The sequence below is a fragment of the Roseateles sp. genome (assembly GCF_039929605.1).
Taxonomy (GTDB): Bacteria; Pseudomonadota; Gammaproteobacteria; order Burkholderiales; family Burkholderiaceae_C; genus Pelomonas.
Map to the genome: position 1 here is coordinate 1 of NZ_JBDSQX010000108.1, position 19,380 is coordinate 19,380.

General features: G+C 67.8%; 20 protein-coding genes. 12 read left to right on the plus strand and 8 right to left on the minus strand.

What is annotated here, in order from left to right; genetic code table 11:
- Positions 1 to 804, plus strand: an 804-nt coding sequence (locus ABIS05_RS14860; protein WP_348009355.1) for a cytosine permease, incomplete at its 5' end; no start/stop codon positions are given.
- Positions 805 to 821: 17 nt separating this feature from the next.
- Here the strand turns inward: ABIS05_RS14860 and ABIS05_RS14865 are convergent.
- Both ABIS05_RS14865 and ABIS05_RS14870 read right to left on the minus strand, forming a co-directional pair.
- The gene (locus ABIS05_RS14865; RefSeq protein WP_348009356.1) at positions 822 to 1,502 is read right to left on the minus strand and encodes a GntR family transcriptional regulator; all 681 of its coding nucleotides are present in this window, start codon (positions 1,500 to 1,502) and stop codon (positions 822 to 824) included.
- Between the two features lie 139 nt (positions 1,503 to 1,641).
- The gene (locus ABIS05_RS14870; protein WP_348009381.1) at positions 1,642 to 2,826 is read right to left on the minus strand and encodes a fumarylacetoacetate hydrolase family protein; all 1,185 of its coding nucleotides are present in this window, start codon (positions 2,824 to 2,826) and stop codon (positions 1,642 to 1,644) included.
- Between the two features lie 227 nt (positions 2,827 to 3,053).
- On the opposite strand from ABIS05_RS14870, the gene ABIS05_RS14875 reads away from it, so the two are divergent.
- Positions 3,054 to 6,173: a TonB-dependent receptor gene (locus ABIS05_RS14875; protein WP_348009357.1), complete on the plus strand. Its 3,120-nt coding sequence runs from the start codon at positions 3,054 to 3,056 to the stop codon at positions 6,171 to 6,173.
- Positions 6,174 to 6,303: 130 nt separating this feature from the next.
- On the opposite strand, the gene ABIS05_RS14880 is transcribed toward ABIS05_RS14875, so the two are convergent.
- From ABIS05_RS14880 to ABIS05_RS14895, 4 genes are all read right to left on the minus strand, one after another.
- A complete protein-coding gene (locus ABIS05_RS14880) occupies positions 6,304 to 7,587 on the minus strand; it encodes an SGNH/GDSL hydrolase family protein (RefSeq protein ID WP_348009358.1) in 1,284 nt (427 codons plus the stop codon).
- Positions 7,588 to 7,861: 274 nt separating this feature from the next.
- On the minus strand, positions 7,862 to 8,200 hold the full coding sequence (locus tag ABIS05_RS14885; protein WP_348009359.1) for a hypothetical protein: 339 nt from the start codon (positions 8,198 to 8,200) through the stop codon (positions 7,862 to 7,864).
- 189 nt (positions 8,201 to 8,389) lie between these two features.
- Positions 8,390 to 9,838, minus strand: coding sequence for a phospholipase D-like domain-containing protein (locus ABIS05_RS14890; RefSeq protein WP_348009360.1), 1,449 nt, complete (start codon positions 9,836 to 9,838; stop codon positions 8,390 to 8,392).
- 68 nt (positions 9,839 to 9,906) lie between these two features.
- On the minus strand, positions 9,907 to 10,074 hold the full coding sequence (locus tag ABIS05_RS14895; RefSeq protein WP_348009361.1) for a hypothetical protein: 168 nt from the start codon (positions 10,072 to 10,074) through the stop codon (positions 9,907 to 9,909).
- A 344-nt stretch (positions 10,075 to 10,418) separates the two neighbouring features.
- Here ABIS05_RS14895 and ABIS05_RS14900 point away from each other — a divergent pair, with 344 nt between their 5' ends.
- The 4 genes from ABIS05_RS14900 (at position 10,419) to ABIS05_RS14915 (ending at position 14,656) form a co-directional block, all read left to right on the plus strand.
- Positions 10,419 to 11,891, plus strand: a complete 1,473-nt coding sequence (locus ABIS05_RS14900) for a sigma-54 dependent transcriptional regulator (protein WP_348009362.1) — start codon at positions 10,419 to 10,421, stop codon at positions 11,889 to 11,891.
- A gap of 74 nt (positions 11,892 to 11,965) precedes the next feature.
- Positions 11,966 to 12,217: a hypothetical protein gene (locus ABIS05_RS14905; protein ID WP_348009363.1), complete on the plus strand. Its 252-nt coding sequence runs from the start codon at positions 11,966 to 11,968 to the stop codon at positions 12,215 to 12,217.
- Positions 12,218 to 12,288: 71 nt separating this feature from the next.
- Entirely contained in the window at positions 12,289 to 13,359 is a 1,071-nt protein-coding gene (locus tag ABIS05_RS14910; protein ID WP_348009364.1) for a DNA topoisomerase IB, read from the plus strand.
- Between the two features lie 145 nt (positions 13,360 to 13,504).
- The gene (locus tag ABIS05_RS14915; protein ID WP_348009365.1) at positions 13,505 to 14,656 is read left to right on the plus strand and encodes a putative zinc-binding metallopeptidase; all 1,152 of its coding nucleotides are present in this window, start codon (positions 13,505 to 13,507) and stop codon (positions 14,654 to 14,656) included.
- Here the strand turns inward: ABIS05_RS14915 and ABIS05_RS14920 are convergent.
- Complete coding sequence (locus ABIS05_RS14920) at positions 14,653 to 15,099, minus strand: response regulator (RefSeq protein WP_348009366.1); 447 nt, start codon at positions 15,097 to 15,099, stop codon at positions 14,653 to 14,655. The genes ABIS05_RS14915 and ABIS05_RS14920 overlap by 4 nt on opposite strands.
- A gap of 120 nt (positions 15,100 to 15,219) precedes the next feature.
- Here ABIS05_RS14920 and ABIS05_RS14925 point away from each other — a divergent pair, with 120 nt between their 5' ends.
- From ABIS05_RS14925 to ABIS05_RS14950, 6 genes are all read left to right on the plus strand, one after another.
- On the plus strand, positions 15,220 to 15,720 hold the full coding sequence (locus tag ABIS05_RS14925; RefSeq protein ID WP_348009367.1) for a hypothetical protein: 501 nt from the start codon (positions 15,220 to 15,222) through the stop codon (positions 15,718 to 15,720).
- Positions 15,721 to 15,786: 66 nt separating this feature from the next.
- Positions 15,787 to 16,773, plus strand: a complete 987-nt coding sequence (locus tag ABIS05_RS14930) for an SDR family oxidoreductase (RefSeq protein WP_348009368.1) — start codon at positions 15,787 to 15,789, stop codon at positions 16,771 to 16,773.
- Positions 16,774 to 16,855: 82 nt separating this feature from the next.
- A complete protein-coding gene (locus ABIS05_RS14935) occupies positions 16,856 to 17,233 on the plus strand; it encodes a hypothetical protein (protein WP_348009369.1) in 378 nt (125 codons plus the stop codon).
- A 7-nt stretch (positions 17,234 to 17,240) separates the two neighbouring features.
- Positions 17,241 to 17,741 carry a phage holin family protein gene (locus ABIS05_RS14940; RefSeq protein ID WP_348009370.1) on the plus strand — a complete coding sequence of 167 codons (501 nt, stop codon included), beginning with the start codon at positions 17,241 to 17,243 and terminating at the stop codon, positions 17,739 to 17,741.
- Positions 17,728 to 18,198: a hypothetical protein gene (locus ABIS05_RS14945; protein ID WP_348009371.1), complete on the plus strand. Its 471-nt coding sequence runs from the start codon at positions 17,728 to 17,730 to the stop codon at positions 18,196 to 18,198. The genes ABIS05_RS14940 and ABIS05_RS14945 overlap by 14 nt, the downstream gene beginning before the upstream one ends.
- A complete protein-coding gene (locus ABIS05_RS14950) occupies positions 18,176 to 18,709 on the plus strand; it encodes a YetF domain-containing protein (RefSeq protein ID WP_348009372.1) in 534 nt (177 codons plus the stop codon). The genes ABIS05_RS14945 and ABIS05_RS14950 overlap by 23 nt, the downstream gene beginning before the upstream one ends.
- Positions 18,710 to 18,902: 193 nt before the next feature.
- Here ABIS05_RS14950 and ABIS05_RS14955 read toward each other — a convergent pair whose 3' ends face one another.
- Positions 18,903 to 19,355, minus strand: coding sequence for a PA2169 family four-helix-bundle protein (locus ABIS05_RS14955; RefSeq protein WP_348009373.1), 453 nt, complete (start codon positions 19,353 to 19,355; stop codon positions 18,903 to 18,905).
- Positions 19,356 to 19,380: the final 25 nt, after the last annotated feature.

Below are 19,380 nucleotides of genomic sequence, written 5' to 3' on the forward strand. Positions count from 1 at the left end.
TACACCGGCCTCGAATCGGTCGGCCTGATGGCCAACGCGGCGATGTTGATCGTGGCCTACTTCGCCGCGCTGCTGCTCAACTTTGGCGACTTCTCGCGGTTCGCCAAGAGCGAGTCAGACATGAAGCGCGGCAACTTCTGGGGCCTGCCGGTGAACTTCATCCTGTTCGCGGTCATCACCGTCATCGTCACCGGCGGGTCGATGAAGGTGTTCGGCGAGGCCCTCATGGACCCGGTGCTCATCGTCGAGAAGATCAACAACCCGATCGCGACCATCGTCGGCTCCATCACCTTCATCGTCGCGACGATGGGCATCAACATCGTCGCCAACTTCGTCTCGCCGGCCTACGACATCGCCAACCTCGCGCCGCAGAAGATCAACTTCAAGATGGGAGGCCTGATCACGTCCATCCTGTCGGTGCTCGTGTGCCCCTGGCTGTTCGTGTCGAGCCCGCATGCGATCACGGTCTTCGTCAGCATCTTCGGGGCGGTGCTCGGGCCGATGTTCGGCATCATGGTGGCCGACTACTACCTCGTGAAGCGCGAGGCCATCGTGCTCAAGGACCTCTACACGATGTCGCCGCAAGGCTCGCTGCACTTCGACGGCGGCTGGAATCGCAAGGCGCTTTTCGCGCTGGCGGTGTCGGGCGCGCTGGCCATCGGCCTGTCGCTCGCCGGGGCGTTCGGGCTGATGTTCAACGTGGGTGATTGGGGCTGGCTGATCGGCTCGACCTCGGGCGCCCTCGTCTATGTGCTGGTCAGCCGCATGGCCGCACCTGCGGTTCGCGTGCCTGTGGGCGCATGACCCGCAATGCCGCTGGATCAGGCGAGGATCAGGTATTCCGGGTAGCGCTTCTGGATCTCGTCCACCGAGGCGAGGGTGCCGGACAGGTGGCCCCGGACCGCGTGTTGTGCGGCTTCAACGTCGCGTGACTCGATGGCCTCCAGGATGGCCTGGTGGGCGCTCAAGGTCGACTCCGTCTTGCCAGCGCTAGGGACGTGAAGCAGGCGCAGGCGGTCGACGTGACCTGACATGCGAACGACCACCGACCACAGCCGCTGCAAGTTGGCCGCCACGTACATGAGCCGGTGAAACTCCTTGTCGGCCGCCATGAAGCCGAGGAAGTCCTTCTTCTCGGCGAGAGCCGCTTGGCATGACAACTGCGCGCGCAGGTCATTGATCAACGACTGTTCATGCGTCATGGCCAATTGGCGCGCGATCTCGATCTCGATGGAACGGCGGAGGAAATGCGCTTCACGGGCCGCCGGCACGTTGATCAGACTGACCTGCGTCGTGTATTGGGCCCGTATGACGACCAGGCCTTCTTCGCTAAGCCGAATGAGCGCGTCGCGTACGGGCGTTTGACTCACACCGAACCGCTGAGCAAGCTCGCCGCGGTCGAGTGCGATCCCGGGTGCCAACTCCATCGAAATGATGGCAGCTCTGAGCGCTTCGACAACCTGAGGTGCCGCGTGGCGGGTGGGATCTAGCGTGAAATTCATCTCGGCTCTGAATTCGAATTTGGCCGCTGGCGCTCGAATGGATCGGCACTGTACGGTAGGCAAAAAAACGGCGGCTCCGCACGGGGCGGGCCGCCGTCAAAGAAAGGACGCTCACCAGCCCGAGCGTCCGACCAGAGACTCAGGGTGGCATGTGCTGCCGGTGTAGATGCTTGAGCAGCGCGCCGATGCCGTAGGTCCACGGCGGGATGGCGTCGCTGCGCTGCACGGTGTTGACGAGGGCGCCGAGCGCGGGGCTGGCGATGGTGACGACGTCGCCCAGGCGATGCGTGAAACCGGCGCCGGGCGCGCCACGGTCCTGGATGGGCGAGAACATGGTGCCCAGGAAGAGCATGAAGCCGTCCGGGTACTGGTGGTGCGGCCCGCAGGCATGGCGTACCAGTTCCAGCGGGTCGCGGCTGATCTCCTGCATGCGGCTGACGCCTTCGAGCACGAAGCCGTCGTCCGCGCCCTCGATGCGCAGGCTCACGGCGGCCGCGCGCACGGTGTCGAGCGTGAAGTCGCCGTCGAACAGGCGGACGAAAGGGCCGATGGCGCAGGAGCCGTTGTTGTCCTTGGCCTTGCCGAGCAGCAGGGCGCTGCGGCCTTCGATGTCGCGCAGGTTGACGTCGTTGCCCAGCGTGGCGCCGACGACTTCTGCGCGGCTGTTCACCGCCAGCACGATCTCGGGCTCGGGGTTGTTCCACTGCGAGTCAGGGTGCAGACCGACGGCGTCGCCGAAGCCCACGGCCGACATCGGCTGCGCCTTCGTGAAGACTTCTGCGTCCGGCCCCAGCCCCACTTCCAGGTAGGGCGACCAGGCGCCGCGCGCAACGAACTCGTCCTTGAGCCGCTGCGCCGTCGCCGAGCCGGGGCGGATGCTGGCCAGGTCGGTGCCGAGGCTTGCGGTCAGAGACTGGCGCAGGTCGTGGGCGCGCGCCGCGCTGCCACCCGCCTGCGCTTCGATGACGCGCTCCAGCAGGCTCACCGCAAACGTCACGCCGCAGGCCTTGATGGCCTGCAGGTCGCAGGGGGCCAGCAGGCGCGGCAGGGCGGTGTTGGGCGAGGCGGCGAGTGCATTGGCCAGCACGGCCTGCACGGCCCCAAGCGTCTGGCCCGGCGCGTTGCGGGCGACGTCCAACAGATCGGGCCGGTCCAGCAGTTCGGCAAAGGTCGCCGCGTGGGTAGACAGGTCGACGAGTTCGCCATCGCGCACCGCCACCAAGGCAGGGCCGGCGATATCCGGGCGCCAGGCGCGCCCTACCAGGACGGCGCCGGCCGCGTCGGCCGGCAAGCCCATCGGCGTGAAAGCGTTGCTGTTTTGCATCTTCAACGGTCAGCGGTGATTGCGTAATTGTGAGCGCTACCTGCTCTTCTGCCAAGTTGCGATGCCACAGCCAACTTGCCTGATTTCCAACTAATACATTAGTATACACCCTTGTTGACTACCCGGTATCGCAAACGTAAATTGGAAATGAGTGCGCTACCATTTTTGTGGCTGAATGCATCACATTCTCGCAATTGCGGGCTATAGAAACCAATGAGGAGACAGACATGAACACAACCCTTTCGCGGCCGAACCGCCGCGTTCGCTGTGGCCAACTGGCCTTGGGCACCACGCTGCTGGCCGGCCTGATTGCCCAGGCCTACGCGCAGACGGCGCCGGCAGCGTCGACCCATCAACTGGATACCGTCGTCGTGACCGGCATCCGCAGCTCGTTGGCTGCCTCGGCGCTTGCAAAGCGCGACAACATCGGCCTGTCGGACTCGATCCACGCTGAAGACATCGGCAAGTTTCCGGACAACAACCTGGCCGAGTCGATCTCGCGCATCCCCGGCGTCCAGGTCAACCGCGACGTGACGGGCGAAGGCCTGAACATCCAGGTCCGCGGCCTGGGTTCCAACTTCACGCGCATCCTGATGAACGGTGCCCCCGTCGCATCGGCCTCCACAAGCTTCAGCAGTGCCGGTAGCGCCAACCGCGAAGTCGACCTGGACTTCATGCCGGGCGACTTGTTCTCGCGCATCACCGTGTCCAAGAGTCCCACCGCCGGGATGCTGGAAGGCGGTATCGCCGGCGTCGTGAACATGCGCAACGCCCGCCCGTTCGACAAGCCCGGAACGCGCGGCACCGTCAAGCTACAGCTGGCCAAGAACGACCCCGCGCCCAAGCCGAGCACGCGCGGCACGGCGATCTTCAGCACGACCTTCGGCGACACCTTCGGCGTGCTGGCCGGCGTGTCCTTCGCCCGCAACAAGATCACCACGCGTGGCTTCGAGGACGGTACGGACTGGGTGACGCCCCGTCTGACCAACCCCTTGCAGACCGGCGCGGGGACTTCAACCACCAACGGTGCCTGGGGCATCCCGACGACTGTGCCTGCCGCGGCCGCCGGCACCTATGGTTCTACGGCGTTGGCAACCGGCCAGGCCATCGACAAGGCCCTGCTGCAGCAGCTGAACCCCGGTACCACGATCCAGCAACTGGACAACGGCTATATGCCGCGCCTACCGCGCCCGGTGAACTTCACGGGTGAGCGCAACCGCAACAACGGCCTGCTGAGCTTCGAGTTCCGCCCGACCGCAGATTTCGATGCCTACCTTGATTTGCTGACTGGCAGCAAGACCAGCAAGCAGGAGCGGGTCGACTTCGACATCAACGTTCGCAACAGCGCCGTCATCCCGTCGGCAATGACCTATGACCGCAGCGACTGCGCGGTCTACTGCTTTGTGACGGGCGGCACCCTCCTCAACGGCACCGGCTTCCTCGAATACCGCCGGATGGACGAGAGGAGCAGTTTCACCTCCGTGAACCCGGGCTTCGAATGGCACATCTCCGACAAGTGGACGCTGGACGCTCAGGTCAGTCAGGCCAGCAGCAGATTCAGCCGCCTCGCACCCACGATCCTGGTCCCGACCGACGCGGCCAAGCCGTTCACGGTGGGCATCGGCTCCAACGCCAACTTCCCGGTCTACACGCCCAACGGCTTCGACCCCAACAGCCCGACCAACTACACCTGGGACCACCACGGCAATGCGACGGGCGCCCAGATCAGCGTCAATCGCGAAGACCGCTTGATCAAGACGAGAGGTGCACGCTGGAATCTGGCCTGGGGTGACGAGAGCCTGACCATCAAGGGCGGCACGGCCTATGACACCTACCACCGCCTGATCACGCCGTTTACCGACGATGGCCGTCTGCAGAACGTCGTCTGCGGCGGCAATCTGAACGTCCGCATGTACGCGCCCAACACCACCAACCCGAATGGCTGCTCGATCACCCCGATCACGATCACGGCCAACCCGGCGACGCAATACCCTGGCTACGGCAAGGGCGCGACGGCTGGTGGGCCCGCGCTGGCCTATCAGGGCTCGGCCGTGCCGGACATTTCCAAGTACCTGATACCGGGCCCCAACGGCTTCGTGTTGATTGACTGGAGCCGCTTCGCTGGGGCCACCGGCTACGAGGGCATCACCGCCAACATGGTCCAGGTCGCGGGCAGCAACGCCCTCAGCGGTGCGTCCCCGCAGGACTTCAATGAAAACGTCTTCGGCAGCTACATCGAAGTGGCTGGCCAGACGCGCATCTTCGACCGCCTTTTGCGCTATGACGTGGGCCTGCGCCGCACGCATACGATGCAGACCGTCGGCGCGTACACGGGCAACGTGGCCGATCCGCGCAATGCAGGCCAGACCGACGGCGGCCTGTACCCGAACCTCGTCACGGAGACGACGGGCCGGACTTCATACAACAACACGCTGCCCAGCGGCACGCTGGCCTTCAACCTGGCCGACGACATGATCGTCCGTGCGGCGGTTTCGAAGGCCATCACCCGTGCTGACCCCAAGGCGCTGCAGCCGCTGAGGGCTACGTCCAATGACGTGGCCTTGTCGAACGCCACCGCCACTAACCCTGGACTCAAGCCCTTCGAGTCCAAGAACCTGGACCTGGGCTGGGAGTGGTACACGGACAAGAAGGGCAGCTATGTCGCGGCCGCCTTCTTCGCCAAGCAGATCAAGAATTTCCCGCGTACGGTCGTGCGCCAGATGACGCTGACGCAGATCCGCCAAGAGTTCGGTGCCAACTCGCTGCAGTACGCGGCGGGCAGCGCGATCGACCTGGCGGTGATAGCGGCCGGCGGCCCCGACAACTTCAACATTCCGCTGTCGCAGCCGGTCAACACGGCTGACGTCCTGAAGCTGAAGGGCTGGGAGTTGAGCTGGGCGCAGTCGCTGGACCGCTATCTGCCGATCAACGGCTTCGGCTTTTACGCCAACTACACCCGCTCCAAGCAGGACGCAGGGACCAGCGGCCAGGTGCCGATTGGCGCAGCGCCCTACACGGCCAACCTGACGGTGTATTTCGAAAACAGCCGCGGCTCGATTCGCCTGAGCAACAGCTACCAGGCCCGGACTCCTTTTGAGTCGAAGAACACGGATTCCATCCCTTCGGGCACGCTCCTCAAGTACAACAAGGCCTACTACCAGGCGGACCTATCGACCCGTCTCGAGATCGGCGACTGGGTGGGCTGGAAGCAGGGCGTGTCGCTCAACTTTGACGTTGCCAACCTGAACAAGGCCACGCAGAAGTCCTACATCCAGGAAGAGCTCGCCGTACGTGGCTACTGGGATCCGGGCCGTACTTATCAGCTGACCGCTCAGATGAAGTTCTGACCTTAAGTTCTGACACTAAGCGGCGACTCGCCACGCGCAGGCGTGGCAGCGAAAAGGGCTCCCTCGTGGAGCCCCTTTTTTGTCTGTCCGGAAAAGCGAGTGGCAGCGTGGCAGCGCCCGTTTTACGGCATCAACGTGCCGCGCTGCAGCGCTTGTCCAGCCACTCCACCGGGAAGGCATCGGCCATCGCCTGGTAACCGGCCATCGACGGATGCAGGCCGTCGTTGTCGACCTCCCGCTTCAGGTGCGAGGGCCGCATCGGATCGCGCGTGAGTGCGTCGAAGTCCACCACACCGTCGAAGCGGCCGGGCTGGCGAATCCAGTTGTTGAGCGCCTGGCGGTCCGCCTCGTTCTCGGGCTGGGGCTGGTAGTAGCCGCTGCCGCCGTAAGGCATGACGGTGGCGACGAAGAGGCACACGCCCCGCTCGCGCGCCTGGCTGGCCATGGTCGTCAGGCCCTGCTGTAGATCGGCCAGCAGCGTGGCGCGGGACTCCGGCGTCGTCGCGCGCTGGCGGTGGCTGGTGCCGAGGTCGTTGACGCCCTCCAGCAGCACCACGTGCGTGACGCCGCTGCGCGCCAGCGCGTCCCGGTCGAAGCGCGCCAGCAGGCGCGGGCCCAGTCCGTCCTGCAGGATGCGGTTGCCGCCGATGCCGGTGTTGACGACCGACGCTGCCTGCCCCTGTGCGGCCATGCGCCGGGTGAGGGCGTCGGTCCAACGCTGGTAGCTGCCTGCCGCCACGCCGTAGCCGTCGGTGACGGAGTCTCCAGTAGCGACCAGCACGGGCTGGGGCGCGGCGCCTGCCACGTCCACGGCGGCGAGGTGCCACCAGCCGTCACGTGCCGTCGCGTCGGGCCAGTCGGCCGTGTCCACGCGGTTGCCGGGCAGGGCCCAACTGCTGATGCGAGAGCCGGGGTGCACGGTCGCCGATGCCGGTGCGGACACGACATGCATCTGCACGGCCACGTCGGCCACGCGCGGCAGGGGTAGGGCGACCGGGTCGCTCCAGGCCTCGGTGCCCGGTGCAACGCTCAGCCCACGCTGGCCCTGGAAGGTCAGCGGTTTCAGGCTGCCGGCCTGCAGCTGCGGCTTGCCGCCCTCGGTGCCGGGCTGCACCAGCGCCACGCTGGCGGCGTCGAGCTGCAGCGGTTCAAGCCCGAACAGGTTGCTGACGCGGACCCGCAGCGTGCTGCCGGCCGCGGTCGTGCGCACGACCTGGCGCAGGCTGACGTCGCGCTGCGGCTGCTGCCAGGGCGCCGGCACCGTGCTGGCGGTGACGGGCGCCTGTTCCAGCTGCGCGCTTCCCCAGGCTGCCAGCCAATCGGCGCCGGCCGGCGTGCGTGGCACATGACCGCAACCGGCCAGAATCACAGTGACGAGCAGGCTCAGTGGCCAGCGGGGAAGGGGCTTCTTCATGGAGCGTCCGTGCAAATGCGTGCGCAAATGATATCGCTACCAATAGACGCATCACTTCGGGAAGACGCTTGGCTATTCCACCTCAAATACTGTATAAATAAACAGTTTTCAAACCGAGGCCACCGCCATGCCCAGCCAGTATCGCCAGAACTACACCCCGAACCGCCCGCTGCCGCGCTGGCTCAGACGGCTCATCAACTGGCTGTGACCGCCTGTGAGCATCGGCACCGTTGAGGCGCCAGTCCGGTGCTGGAGCTGGTACCAGCCCGCCGCTTCAGGCGCTTTGGTTGGCCACGGCGGCTACGGCAGTCGCGGCAGCCAGCACAGCGCTGTGGGGTGCCGAGTGGGGTGAGGTGGCAAATTCTTGCTGCAGACGTTGCAGCAAATCCTCGCGGTCGGGCAGTGGCGCGCCGCAGGAGATGCGCGAGGCGATGGCGCGGTCCAGGGCGCCCGCCAGGCCGTTGCATTGCACCGAGTAGGAGGTGTGATGCGGCTGACCCTGGCGGTCGGTCCAGGTGGCGACGACGCGCAGCACCGGCCCGCAGCTGCGCATGGCCCATTCGAAGCGGATGCCTGCGGTGCGCGTGCGGCTGCGGCGCATCAGGCGGCCCATCGAACTGCCGCCGGGGCGACGTTGGCGCTCAGACCCGTGGCCCGTTGGGCGCAGCGACTCATAACGAGGGGGGGGCGTTGCGGCGCTTGACCCGGCGGAGAGACCTTCAAAAGTCATGGCATGACTCCTTGACAGCAAAGAAGAAAGGGACGCACCGTTCTCGGCAAGCGGCGTACCACCCAACCGGCGTCAGAGCAGGGGCTCGATGACACGCGCAACGGTTTCAAGCAGCCGCCGCCCCAGTCCGCGGCGCGCCCAGCTCGCCGCTTCGATGCGTTGAGACACGGCCAGGTCGCGGGTGAACAGCGCCTGCATCTGGTCGCCGAAGTCGTCGCCCAGCACGAGGACGTCGATCTCGTTGTTGCCGACGATGCTGCGCCAGTCCAGATTGCTGGAGCCGACGCTGGAGAAGACGCCGTCGATGACGGCCGTCTTGGCGTGCATGACGACCTGCGACATCTCGTTGATCTGCACCCCCGCCTCCAGCAGCTGTGCGTAGCGCGAGCGGGCGGCGTGCAGCACCATCTTTACGTCGCTGCGACCTGGCAGCACCAGTGCGACGGCCACGCCGCGCCTGGCCGCGTCGCACAGGGCCTGGATGAGCTCGGGCCCGGGCGCGAAATAGGCCATCGTCAGCTGCACGCTGCGCTGGGCTGCGCCGATGCCCTGCAACAGCGCTGTGTAGGTCGGGTTGATGCCGTGCTCGGGGTCGCCCGCCACCAGCTTCACGACGCGCTGGCCCGGCGTGGCCACGCGCGGCGCGGGCGCCGGCGGTAGCTCGCCCTCGCAGCCCTGGCGTGCCCAGGATTCGCGGAAGACCACGGCCAGTGCCGACACGACCGGCCCGCGCAGTTCGACCTGCGTGTCGCGCCAGCCCTGGCGGTCGGCATCGTCGGGCGGGCGCTTGCGGCGCGCATTGCTGAAGGAGCCGGAACCCTCGGCGTAGACGTTGCTGAGGTTGATGCCGCCGGTGAAGGCCACGTCGCTGTCGACGGCCAGCATCTTGCGGTGGTTGCGCTGCAGCAGCCCCCAGTGGCCGGGGCGCTCCAGCGGGTTGATGGGGTTGAAGGCGCAGACCGCAACACCGCCGCTGCGCAGCTTGTCGAAGAAGCCTCGCTCGGTGCCGAGCGAGCCGACGCTGTCGTACATCATCGCCACGTTGACGCCTTCGGCCGCCTTGCGGACCAACAGCTCGGCCACCTCGGCCGCGACGCCTTCATCCTCGACGATGTAGAACTCCACCAGGATGCGATGCCGGGCCGCGCTGATGGCGGCCTTCATGGCGGCAAAGGTGACCGGCCCGTCGACGAGCAACTTGGCCGAGTTACCGCGCAGCAGCCGGTTGTCCCCTTGGGCCGCCAGCACGCCGAGCTGCCGCTCGAACAGCGCGGTATTGCCCTCGGCGCCGACGCGGGCCAGGTCGCGCGCCTCGGTGGCCGTGCCGACGGGGCCGTCGCGGCCCACCAGCGTGATGCGGTCGGCCACGGGCTGGGCCGGCTGAGGCTGGGATGGGGGTGGTGCGTCTATCGGGTGGTCGTTTACCCGCAGGCCGCTGCAGGCAACCCCCCCGGCCAGCACCCAGAGCCCGGCCAAGATCCACACCCAGCCGGCGTGGCGCCAGCCCCGAGCTTGCTTCATTGAGGTTTGAAAGTTGTCAGCAGCAACCCGCTGCAAGTCTCAAAAAGCAAGCGACGTGCCGATCGGCGTCAAGGCGAGGGTTTGTCGCGGGGCAGGGGCGCCGGCGGCGGCGTGGGTTCGGGCGGCTCGTCGAGGCTGGCGCCGGGGTCTTCCTCGCCGGCCACGGAGTCGTCGTCGTTGTGGGCGCCCGGCACGTGCGGCATGGGGTGCGGGGTCGGGTGGGGGTGGTTGCTCATGGCTGCGCCGGTGGGTTGTCAGGTCAGCTGGCCTGTGGAAGGGCAGTCAGCGGCATGCCGGCAGGCCGCTGCGAAAAAGCTGCGGCAAATCCTGCCGACCCGTTGGACGATTCCACACCTTGCGCGCAGCGGTTGTCACCGTAGCACGTGCCGAAAGCGCGAGCCGAAAGGGTTCATGATGTGCCCCAGGCCTGACCGACTCTATCGCCACCTAGGGCATGCGGCGTGCCTGTGACGCAGGGATACACCCCCTAGCCGCCCGCTCATGCGGCTGCGGGCAACGAATGTGATGACAATAGGTGTCCGCATAAATCCAGATGCCAAACCGAAAGGAACAGACGCCGATGCCCCATGCCCTGGTGGTGGATGACGACCACGATTCAGCCGCCTCTTTGCGCGCCTTGATCGCGGGAGAGCAGTTCACGGTCGCCGTCGCACATAACCTTCGGGATGCGCGGCGTCAGATCTCGCTGCAGCAGCCCGACATCATCTTGCTGGACCTGCGCCTGCCCGACGGCAACGGCATGGACCTGCTGGCCGACCCCAAGCTGGTGGCCAACTCCGAGGTCGTGCTGTGCACGGGCCATGCCAACCTCGAGACCTCCATCCAGGCACTGCGCCTGGGTGCCGCCGACTACCTCGTCAAGCCCGTCAACCTGAAGCAGTTGCAGGGCGTGCTGTCGCGCATCATGAAGCCGGCGGCGCTGCAGGCCGAGGTGGAGGATCTGACGGCCAATCTGGCCGAGTCAGGTCATTTCGGCCACCTGTGGGGCCGCAGCGCGCCCATGCAGCGCATCTACCAGCAGATCTCGCGCGTGGCCGGCACCAGCGTGTCGGTGTTCATCACGGGCGAGTCCGGCACCGGCAAGGAGGTCGTTGCGCAGACCGTGCACGACCTCAGCCGCCGCCGCAAGCGCCCCTTCCTGGCCGTCAACTGCGGCGCCATCAGCCCCAACCTGATCGAGAGCGAAATCTTCGGCCACGAGAAGGGCAGCTTCACCGGCGCTGAGCGCCAGCATCAGGGCTTCTTCGAGCGCGCCAGCGGCGGCACGCTGTTCCTGGACGAGATCACCGAGATGCCGCTGGAGCTGCAGGTCAAGCTGCTGCGCGTGCTGGAGACCGGCCGCTTCATGCGCGTGGGCAGCACCACCAGCCAGGAGACCGACGTGCGCATCATCGCGGCCACCAACCGCTCGCCCTACCAGGCGGTGGCCACGGGCAAGCTGCGCGAGGACCTGCTCTACCGCCTCAACATCTTCCCGATCGAGCTGCCGCCGCTGCGCGACCGTGCGGCCGATGTGCCGCTGCTGGCCAACCATTTCCTGGCTGCCATCTGCGAGCAGGAGGGCGCCGTGCGCCGCTTCACGCCGGCGGCGATTTCGGCGCTGGTCGAGTACCCCTGGCCCGGCAATGTGCGTGAACTGCGCAACGCCGTGCAGCGCGCCTACGTGATGGCCCAGGAGGAACTCATCGACGAGACCTGGCTGCCCACCACCAGCAGCGCGGGGCTGGCCTCGGGCTGGAGCCCGCTGGAGGCCGCGCTGGCACCCATCGCACCCGCCCCGCGCGCACCCGCCCCGGCCGCCGAGGTGCCCAGCATCACGCTGCCCATCGGCTCCAGCGTGGCCGAGGCCGAGCGCATGCTGATGCTGGCCACGCTGCGTCATTTCAACCACCACAAGGAGCGCACGGCGGCGGCGCTGGGCATCAGCCTGAAGACGCTCTACAACCGGTTGAAGGAATACGCCGCCGAGGGTGCTGCGAATGGCGCTGCGAACGGGCCGGTAACCGAGGGGCCGGCCACGCGCGGCGATTGACCGCAGGGCCGGCCGAAGGGCTGGCGCGCGGTTTGCCCTGACTGACTTCCACAACATTCATTGGAGTCAGCACCATGGGTCATTCCGATCTTTACGCCACCGCGACCGAAGCGTCCCGTCAAGGCCTGCAGAAGGTGGAAGGCGCCGCGCGCCGGGGGTTCGATCAACTCGCCGACGGCGTCGACCGCGTGCGCACGCAGGTGGCGCGCGCCTCGGACCGCACGGTCGGCTACGTGCACGACGCGCCGGTGCGCTCGGCCCTCGTCGTGCTGGCCGCAGGCACGCTGGTGTACGCACTGGTGCGCGCGCTGAACCGCAACCGCTGAGTTTTGGCCGGCTCATACCTGCGGGTAGCGCCGGCTACCGGTCGCGGCATGGGTCGTGCTTGTGCGCACCCATGCCTTCACCCATCGTTGCGGCACGCCAGGCCGGCCTGCGCTGGACGAGCGACACCCAGCCCGGCCTGACACGCAGGCCACGCCGGGGCGGCTTCGATTACCTGGACAGCCGTGGTCGGCCTGTCAAGGGCGGAGCTGACCTCGCGCGCATCCGCGCGCTCGCCATCCCGCCGGCCTGGGTCGATGTGTGGATCAGCCCACTGGCCGACAGCCACCTGCAGGCCACCGGCCGGGACGCGCGCGGGCGCAAGCAGTACCGCTATCACGCCGACTGGCAGGCCGGCCGGGGCCAGACCAAGTTCGACGGCCTGCGCCGTTTTGGCGCCGTGCTGCCGAGGCTGCGCCGGCGTGTGGCGCAGGCCCTGGCCGGGCCCGGCGAGCCGACGCGCGAGCGCGTGCTGGCGGCTCTCGTGCGGTTGCTGGACACGACCTGGCTGCGCATCGGCAATGCCAGCTATGCACGCGAGAACGGCTCCTACGGCCTGTCCACGCTGCGCAACCGGCATGCGGGGATCAAGGGCGATTCGATCGAACTCTCCTTCGTGGGCAAGAGCGGCGTGCGCCACAGCGTGCGCCTGACGGACCGGCGCGTGGCCCGCATCGTGCGGCGCTGCCGCGAGCTGCCTGGCCAGGAACTGTTCCGTTATGTCGACGAAGACGGCAGCAGCCATGTGGTCGATTCGGCCGATGTGAACGCCTGGCTGGCGGCTGCGGCGGGGCAGCGCGTGACGGCCAAGGACTTCCGCACCTGGCATGGCAGCGTGCTGGCGCTGGACTTGACGCTGCAGGCCTGCGCCGAGGGTGCCGAACCCTGCCGGCTGACCGCAGTGGTCGCGGCGGTGGCGCGGCGGCTGGGCAACACCGCTGCGGTTTGCCGCAAGGCTTACATCCACCCGCGCGTGCTGAGGGCCTCCGAGGCTCTGGGTGACGACGCCGCCCGCGCTGCGCTGCGGGCCCTGCCTTGGGTCGACGCGCCGGCCGGCCAGCGCGGCCAGGCGGGGCTCACCGCAGCCGAGCGGCGTTTGATGGGCCTGCTTCGCGCGCGCGCCTGGGCACCGCGCTTGCCCTGAGTTGCTTTTGTTGACCCAAGACCGAGATCCCGCCCGTGCGTATTGCTTTTGCCATTGCCGACGTCACCGAAACTTTTCTTGCCGACAGCAACGGGGTCGCGACGCGCCGTGGTGAGGCGTTGCGTCACGACGCTGCGGCGGCCTGATGGTGCCGCTCGCAGCCACGCCGCGCCAGGTGCCGGCGCCGATGACGCCACGCGCCTTCAGTTGCTTCTGTGGCCGGCCGGTGTTCTTCCGCAACAGCCAGTGCCTGAACTGCCAACGGCCTTTGGGCTATGACGCGGTGCGTGGTGCTTTGCTGGCGCTGGAGCGTGTGCGCTCAGGCGGCTGGCGTGAGGCCGGCGTGTCGCCACGCCGCGCGCCGCGCTATGCCCGCTGCGCCAACCTTGAATCGGCGGCGGCCTGCAACTGGCTGCTGGACGGCGCCGAGGTGCAGGCCGGCTTCACGCTGTGCCGCTGTTGCCGCCTGACGCGCACGCTGCCCGACCTGACGCAGCCCGGTGCCGGCCTGTGGTGGTGCCGCATCGAGCAGGCCAAGCGACGCCTCGTGTCGTCGTTGATCGGGCTGAAGCTGCCGGTGCGCGCCAGGGCCGAGATGCCCGGCGGCCTCGGCCTGGCCTTCGATCTGCTGCTGGCGCCGCCCGAGGGGCCGGCCGTCATCACCGGCCACGCCGACGGCGTCATCACGCTGGATGCCTCCGAGGCCGACGACACGCGCCGCGAGGCCCGCCGCGGCAGCCTGGGCGAGCCCTATCGCACGCTGCTCGGCCATCTCCGCCACGAGACCGGGCACTACTACTGGCAGTTGCTGGTCGAGCCCACCGCATGGATCGACACCTTTCGCGCGCTGTTTGGCGACGAGCGCGAGGACTACGGCGCCGCGCTGCAACGCCATTACGCGAGTGGCCCGCCGCCCGACTGGGGCCAGCGTTTCGTCAGCGCCTATGCAAGCGCCCATCCGTGGGAAGACTGGGCCGAGACCTGGGCGCATTACCTGCACCTGGTCGAGACGCTGGACACGGCACGCAGCTTCGGCCTGGACGGCGAGCGCGTGGAGTTGAGCTATGAGCGCTTCGGGCCGGAGACGCTGGACGACGCCGGCGACGCGGACGACGCAGATGGCTTCCTGCAGCTCATCAACAGCTGGATGGAGCTGACCGGCGTGCTCAACGAGATGTCGCGCAGCATGGGTGTGGCGGACTTCTACCCCTTCGTGCTGTCGGCGCCGGTCGTCCGCAAACTGCACCTGGTGCACCGCGTCATCCAGGGTGCGGGTTCCCGCAGCACTTTCGGCTAGCCCGACGTCTGCATGGCGCACCTGGGCGGCGAGCTCAGCCTGGCCTCGGCCAGGCGCTGCCGCGGCGTGGCGGACACGCCGGTCAGCGCGTCCAGCCGCGCCAACACCTGGTCCAGGTGCAGCGGCTTGGACCACAACTCGCTGAAGCCCGTGCCGGCGATGTCGAAGGCGGCATCGGCCGTGACGGCGATGGCCGGCGCTGTCTCCAGGCCGGGCAGCGCGCGCAGGCGGCCCAGCAGCTGGCTACCGTGGCAGTCGGGCAGGCCCAGGTCCAGCAGCAGCAGCACGGGCCGCAGGCCCACGGCCGCGCGCATCGCATCTGCGCCGCTGGTGGCCACGACGAGTTCCAGCTGCGGGCGGCGCTCGCAGATGGCGGTCATCAGCAGCGCATTGACCGGGTGGTCTTCCACATAGAGAACGGTGAGGCGAGGGGCGGGCGGCATGGTGACTCCGGGCGGCATAGCAAGCGCACGGTGGGCAAATCACGTGCCCACGCCGCCTGAATAACCAGGCACCGCGTTTGCCGTGAGCGGGGCCTCAGCAACTCAAAGAAAAGGGCCGTCATGTCCAGCGATGCACAACAAAGCTTCGGTGTCTTCAAGCCGGTCGGCCATGTGGTCATCTCGCTGCCGGATGCGGACAGCGCCGATCGCGCCGCTGCGGCATTGGGCCAGATCGGCCTGCGCCCGGATGCCGTACGCCGCTACACCGACCGCGAGATGCTGCGCCAGATCGACGCCGACATCGCCAACGCCAGCCCGATCGCGGCCATCGGCCAGGAGATGAACCTCATCCTCGCCCACCGCGTGCTGGCCGAGCGGGGCTTTCACTGGCTGGTGGTCTACGCGACCGGTGACGAACAGGCGCTGCAGATCGCGCGGGTGGCTGAAGGCCATGGCGCGGAGCGCGCCCAGCACTACGGTCACTTCATCATCGAGGAGCTGATCGAACGCCCGGGCGCTGTGCCGCAGGTGGCCGAGTCGCCGGACCGCGGACTGGACGCGCAGACGCCGTCTGGCAAGGAGAGCGAGGCTGCCGATGCGGGCAAGGCGCTGCGCGATTGAGTCGCTCACTTCTTCTTTTTTGCAGCACGGTCTGCCGAAACCACTCGACTTTTTGCAGAGGTAAGCATGAGCACGAACGACGCCACCCTGAAGACCCAACGCGAGATCCAGCAGCGCCAGGACGAGGCCGACGCGCGCAAGCAGCAGCACGCCGGCGCGCAAGATGAGGGGGAGGGCGAGGCCGTGCAGGCCGGCGCCCGCGAGCAGCCTGTCGACCTGCCCGCCCAGCACCTCGAAAAGCCGGGCCAGGAAGCCGACCTCGAACTCGCGCCGCGCTTCCTGGCGCCCGACTACCGGGGCAGCGCCAAGCTGCAGGACTTCGTGGCCCTCATCACCGGCGCCGACTCCGGCATCGGCCGCGCCGTGGCCGTGCTGTTCGCCCGCGAAGGCGCCGATGTTGCCGTGGCCTTCCACTCCTCGACCGAGGATGCCCAAGAGACGCGCCGGTGCATCGAAGCCGAGGGGCGGCAATGCCTGCTGCTACAGGGCGACGTGAAGGACAGCGCCTGGTGCGACAGCGCCGTGGCCCAGGTCATCGCGCGCTTCGGCAAGCTGGACGTACTCGTCAACAACGCTGCCTTCCAGGAGCATGCAGATTCTCTGGAAGACCTCGACGACAAACGCATCCTGGAGACGCTGGACACCAACGTCGGCGGCTACCTGCGCATGGCGCGGGCGGCGCTGCCGCATCTCCAGAACGGCGCGTCCATCATCAACACGGGCTCGGTGACCGGCCTGCGCGGCAATGCCAAGCTGGTGGACTACTCGGCCACCAAGGGCGCAATCCACGCGTTGACGAAGTCACTCGCCAGCCAGCTCATCGATCGCGGCATCCGTGTCAACGCGGTGGCGCCCGGGCCCGTCTGGACGCCGCTGAACCCCGCCGACTCACCGGCCGAGAAGGTCGCCGAGTTCGGCAAGCAGACCGACATGAAGCGCGCCGCCCAACCCGAGGAGCTGTCGCCGGCCTATGTCTTCCTCGCCTCGCCGGTGTGCGCGGGCTACATCACCGGCATCGTGCTGCCGGTGACCGGCAGCGTCGGCGCGATCTAGCCGCCGCCAGCCAAGCTACCCGGCACGCCGTTTGCCTTGTTCTGCTGTCCGCTTTTTTCGTTCAACCTTTTCAAGGATCACCATGGCCACCACCACGCCTTTCCCGACTTCCTCCGCATCGCCTGCAACGCCGGCCACGGCTGCTGTCAATGACATCGCGACCAAGGCCGACGACGCCGTCGAAAAGGGTGCAGCGGCCACCCATGACGCGCTGAACCGCGTCGTGCAGGGCGCCCATCAGGCCATCGACCGGCTCGCCGGCACTGCGGGCCCTGCCGTGCAGCGCGTGCAGGACGGCGTTCATGCCGCCAGCGAGGCGATCAGCCAGCGCGCCAACGACGCCCGCGAACTGGGCGACGAGTGGACCGAGACGCTGCGGACCAGCGTGCGCGACAACCCGCTCACCGCCATCGCCGCCGCGCTCGCAGTCGGCGTCCTGATCGCCCGGTTGTCGCGCTGAGGCCGCCTTGGCCGAAACCGCCACTGCCCCCGTCCCAGAAACGCCCGCGCCACCCGGTACTTCCGGCCCTGGCGCGAGCGCGCCGCCGGACTCGCTGCTGCAGCAACTGAAAGGCCTGGCGCGCGAGCTGCCAGGCCTTGTTAGCGACCGGGTCGAGCTGCTGGCGCTGGAGCTGCAGCGTGCGACGCAGGCGCTCTTCCACATCGTCGCGTTGGTGGTGGCGATTGCCATCCTCGGTGTGACGGTGTGGCTGGCGCTGTGGGCGGCGTTGATCAGCTTGCTCATGCAGGCGGGCCTGCCGTTGCTGGCGGCGTTGCTGCTGACCATCGGCATCAATGGCCTCGTCATCGCCGTGGCCGTGGCGCGCATGCACAAGCTGATGCCGCGGCTGGCGCTGTCTGCCACCCAGCGCCACCTCACCGTGCCGCCCGACCCCCGCCATTCGCACGAGACCCATGCCGATGAACGCTCCCCTGTCCCCGCCGCCGGCCAACATGTCTCGCACTGAAGGCTTACTTCCGGGCGACATCGACGCCCGCATCCTGCGTGTCGAGCAGCGCCTGATGGCGCGCGAGGAAAGGTTGCGTCGCGGCGCGAACCGCTTTGGCCGCCAGCTTGACGAGGCGATGCAGCCGCGCCGCTTCATCAAGCCCGCGCTCATCGCGGCCGGCGCGGCGGCGCTGCTGCTGTGGAGGCGGCCTGCGCGCATCGCCGCCGGTACCGCGCCCGTCGTTGCTGCGGCTGCGGCAAAGCCGGCGGTGTTCGCGCTGCTGGCAGGCCTGCCATGGTCACGCCTCGTCCACATGGCTTGGCCGATGCTGCCCGAGCGCTGGCGCCGCCAGGTCAGCCCGGCCACGGCCACCAGCCTGCTGGCGGTGGGCTTGCCGCTGCTGGGCAGCCTGTTCACGCCCAGACCCAAAGCACAGCACGCACAGCACGCCGATGGCGATGCCCGACCTGGTTGAGCTGCTTCGCTTCGACGTCTCGCCGCTGGAGCTGGTGCTGCGCGGCAGTGCGATGTACTGGTTCCTGTTCCTGCTGTTCCGCTTCGTGCTGCGGCGCGACACCGGCTCCATCGGCATTGCCGACATCCTGTTGCTGGTGTTGATCGCGGATGCGTCGCAGAACGCGATGGCCGGCGGCTACACGACGGTGGCAGAAGGCGTCGTGCTGGTGGCCACGCTGGCGGGCTGGAACTGGCTGCTCGACTGGGGGAGCTACCGCTTCCACGCTGTGCGCCGCATGGTCGAACCGCCCCCCCTCGTGCTGGTGCGCCATGGCCGCCTGATGCGTCGCAACATGCGCAGCGAACTCGTCACCGTGCCCGAGCTGATGGCCAGCCTGCGCACGCACGGCATCGACAAGCTCGCCGATGTCAAGATCGCTCGCATGGAGTCGGACGGGGGCATCAGCGTCATTCGCGAGAAGAATGCAGAGGACGATGAGGGCGGTGGTGGCCGCGCATCTCCGCTCTGACCCGACGACGGGTTTGCGTTTGGGCCGAGCGCCGGGCCTGCCATGAGCCAGAGGCTCATGGCCTTCCGTAGGCACAAGCAGTCCGCAGGGACTGCTTGTGTCCGACTTCAGTTCACCAAGCCGGCCCGTCGCCGTCCCCGTGGGGGGACCGACCAGACACGCCGCGTTCAGCGCGCGTGCCTGGGCGAGGGGCTCAAACAGCCGCGCGAGCAGCGTCGCGCAACGTGCGCACCTGCAGGTGGTTGCGCTTCACGCCCTCGTACTGGCGCTCCACCACTGCGCGCACGTCATACGGCAGGGCTTTGTCCAGCGCCTCGCGGTAGGCGGCCAGCGCGCTGTCTTCGCCGCGCTCGGTCTCTTCCAGGATGGCCTTGTCGGTGTAGCCGGCCAGCGTGCCCTTCACGGCCACCCAGCCGCGGTGCAGGGCCCCTCCGGCAGTGCCGCCGTCCTCGGCGTCGCCACCCAGGCTCACCACCAGTTGCTGCAGCTCGGCAGCGGCCAGGCGGCATTCTTCGGCACGGGTGATGAAGCTCTGCTTCAGCGCAGCCTCCTTCAGGTACTCGGCCGAGGTGTGAAAGCCGTATTCGCCGTCCTTGCTGGTTTCGATGAGGTCGTTCAGCGTGTCGATGATGTCGTCGTTGCTCATGGCAAGGTCCTTTCAAGGGGTAGAG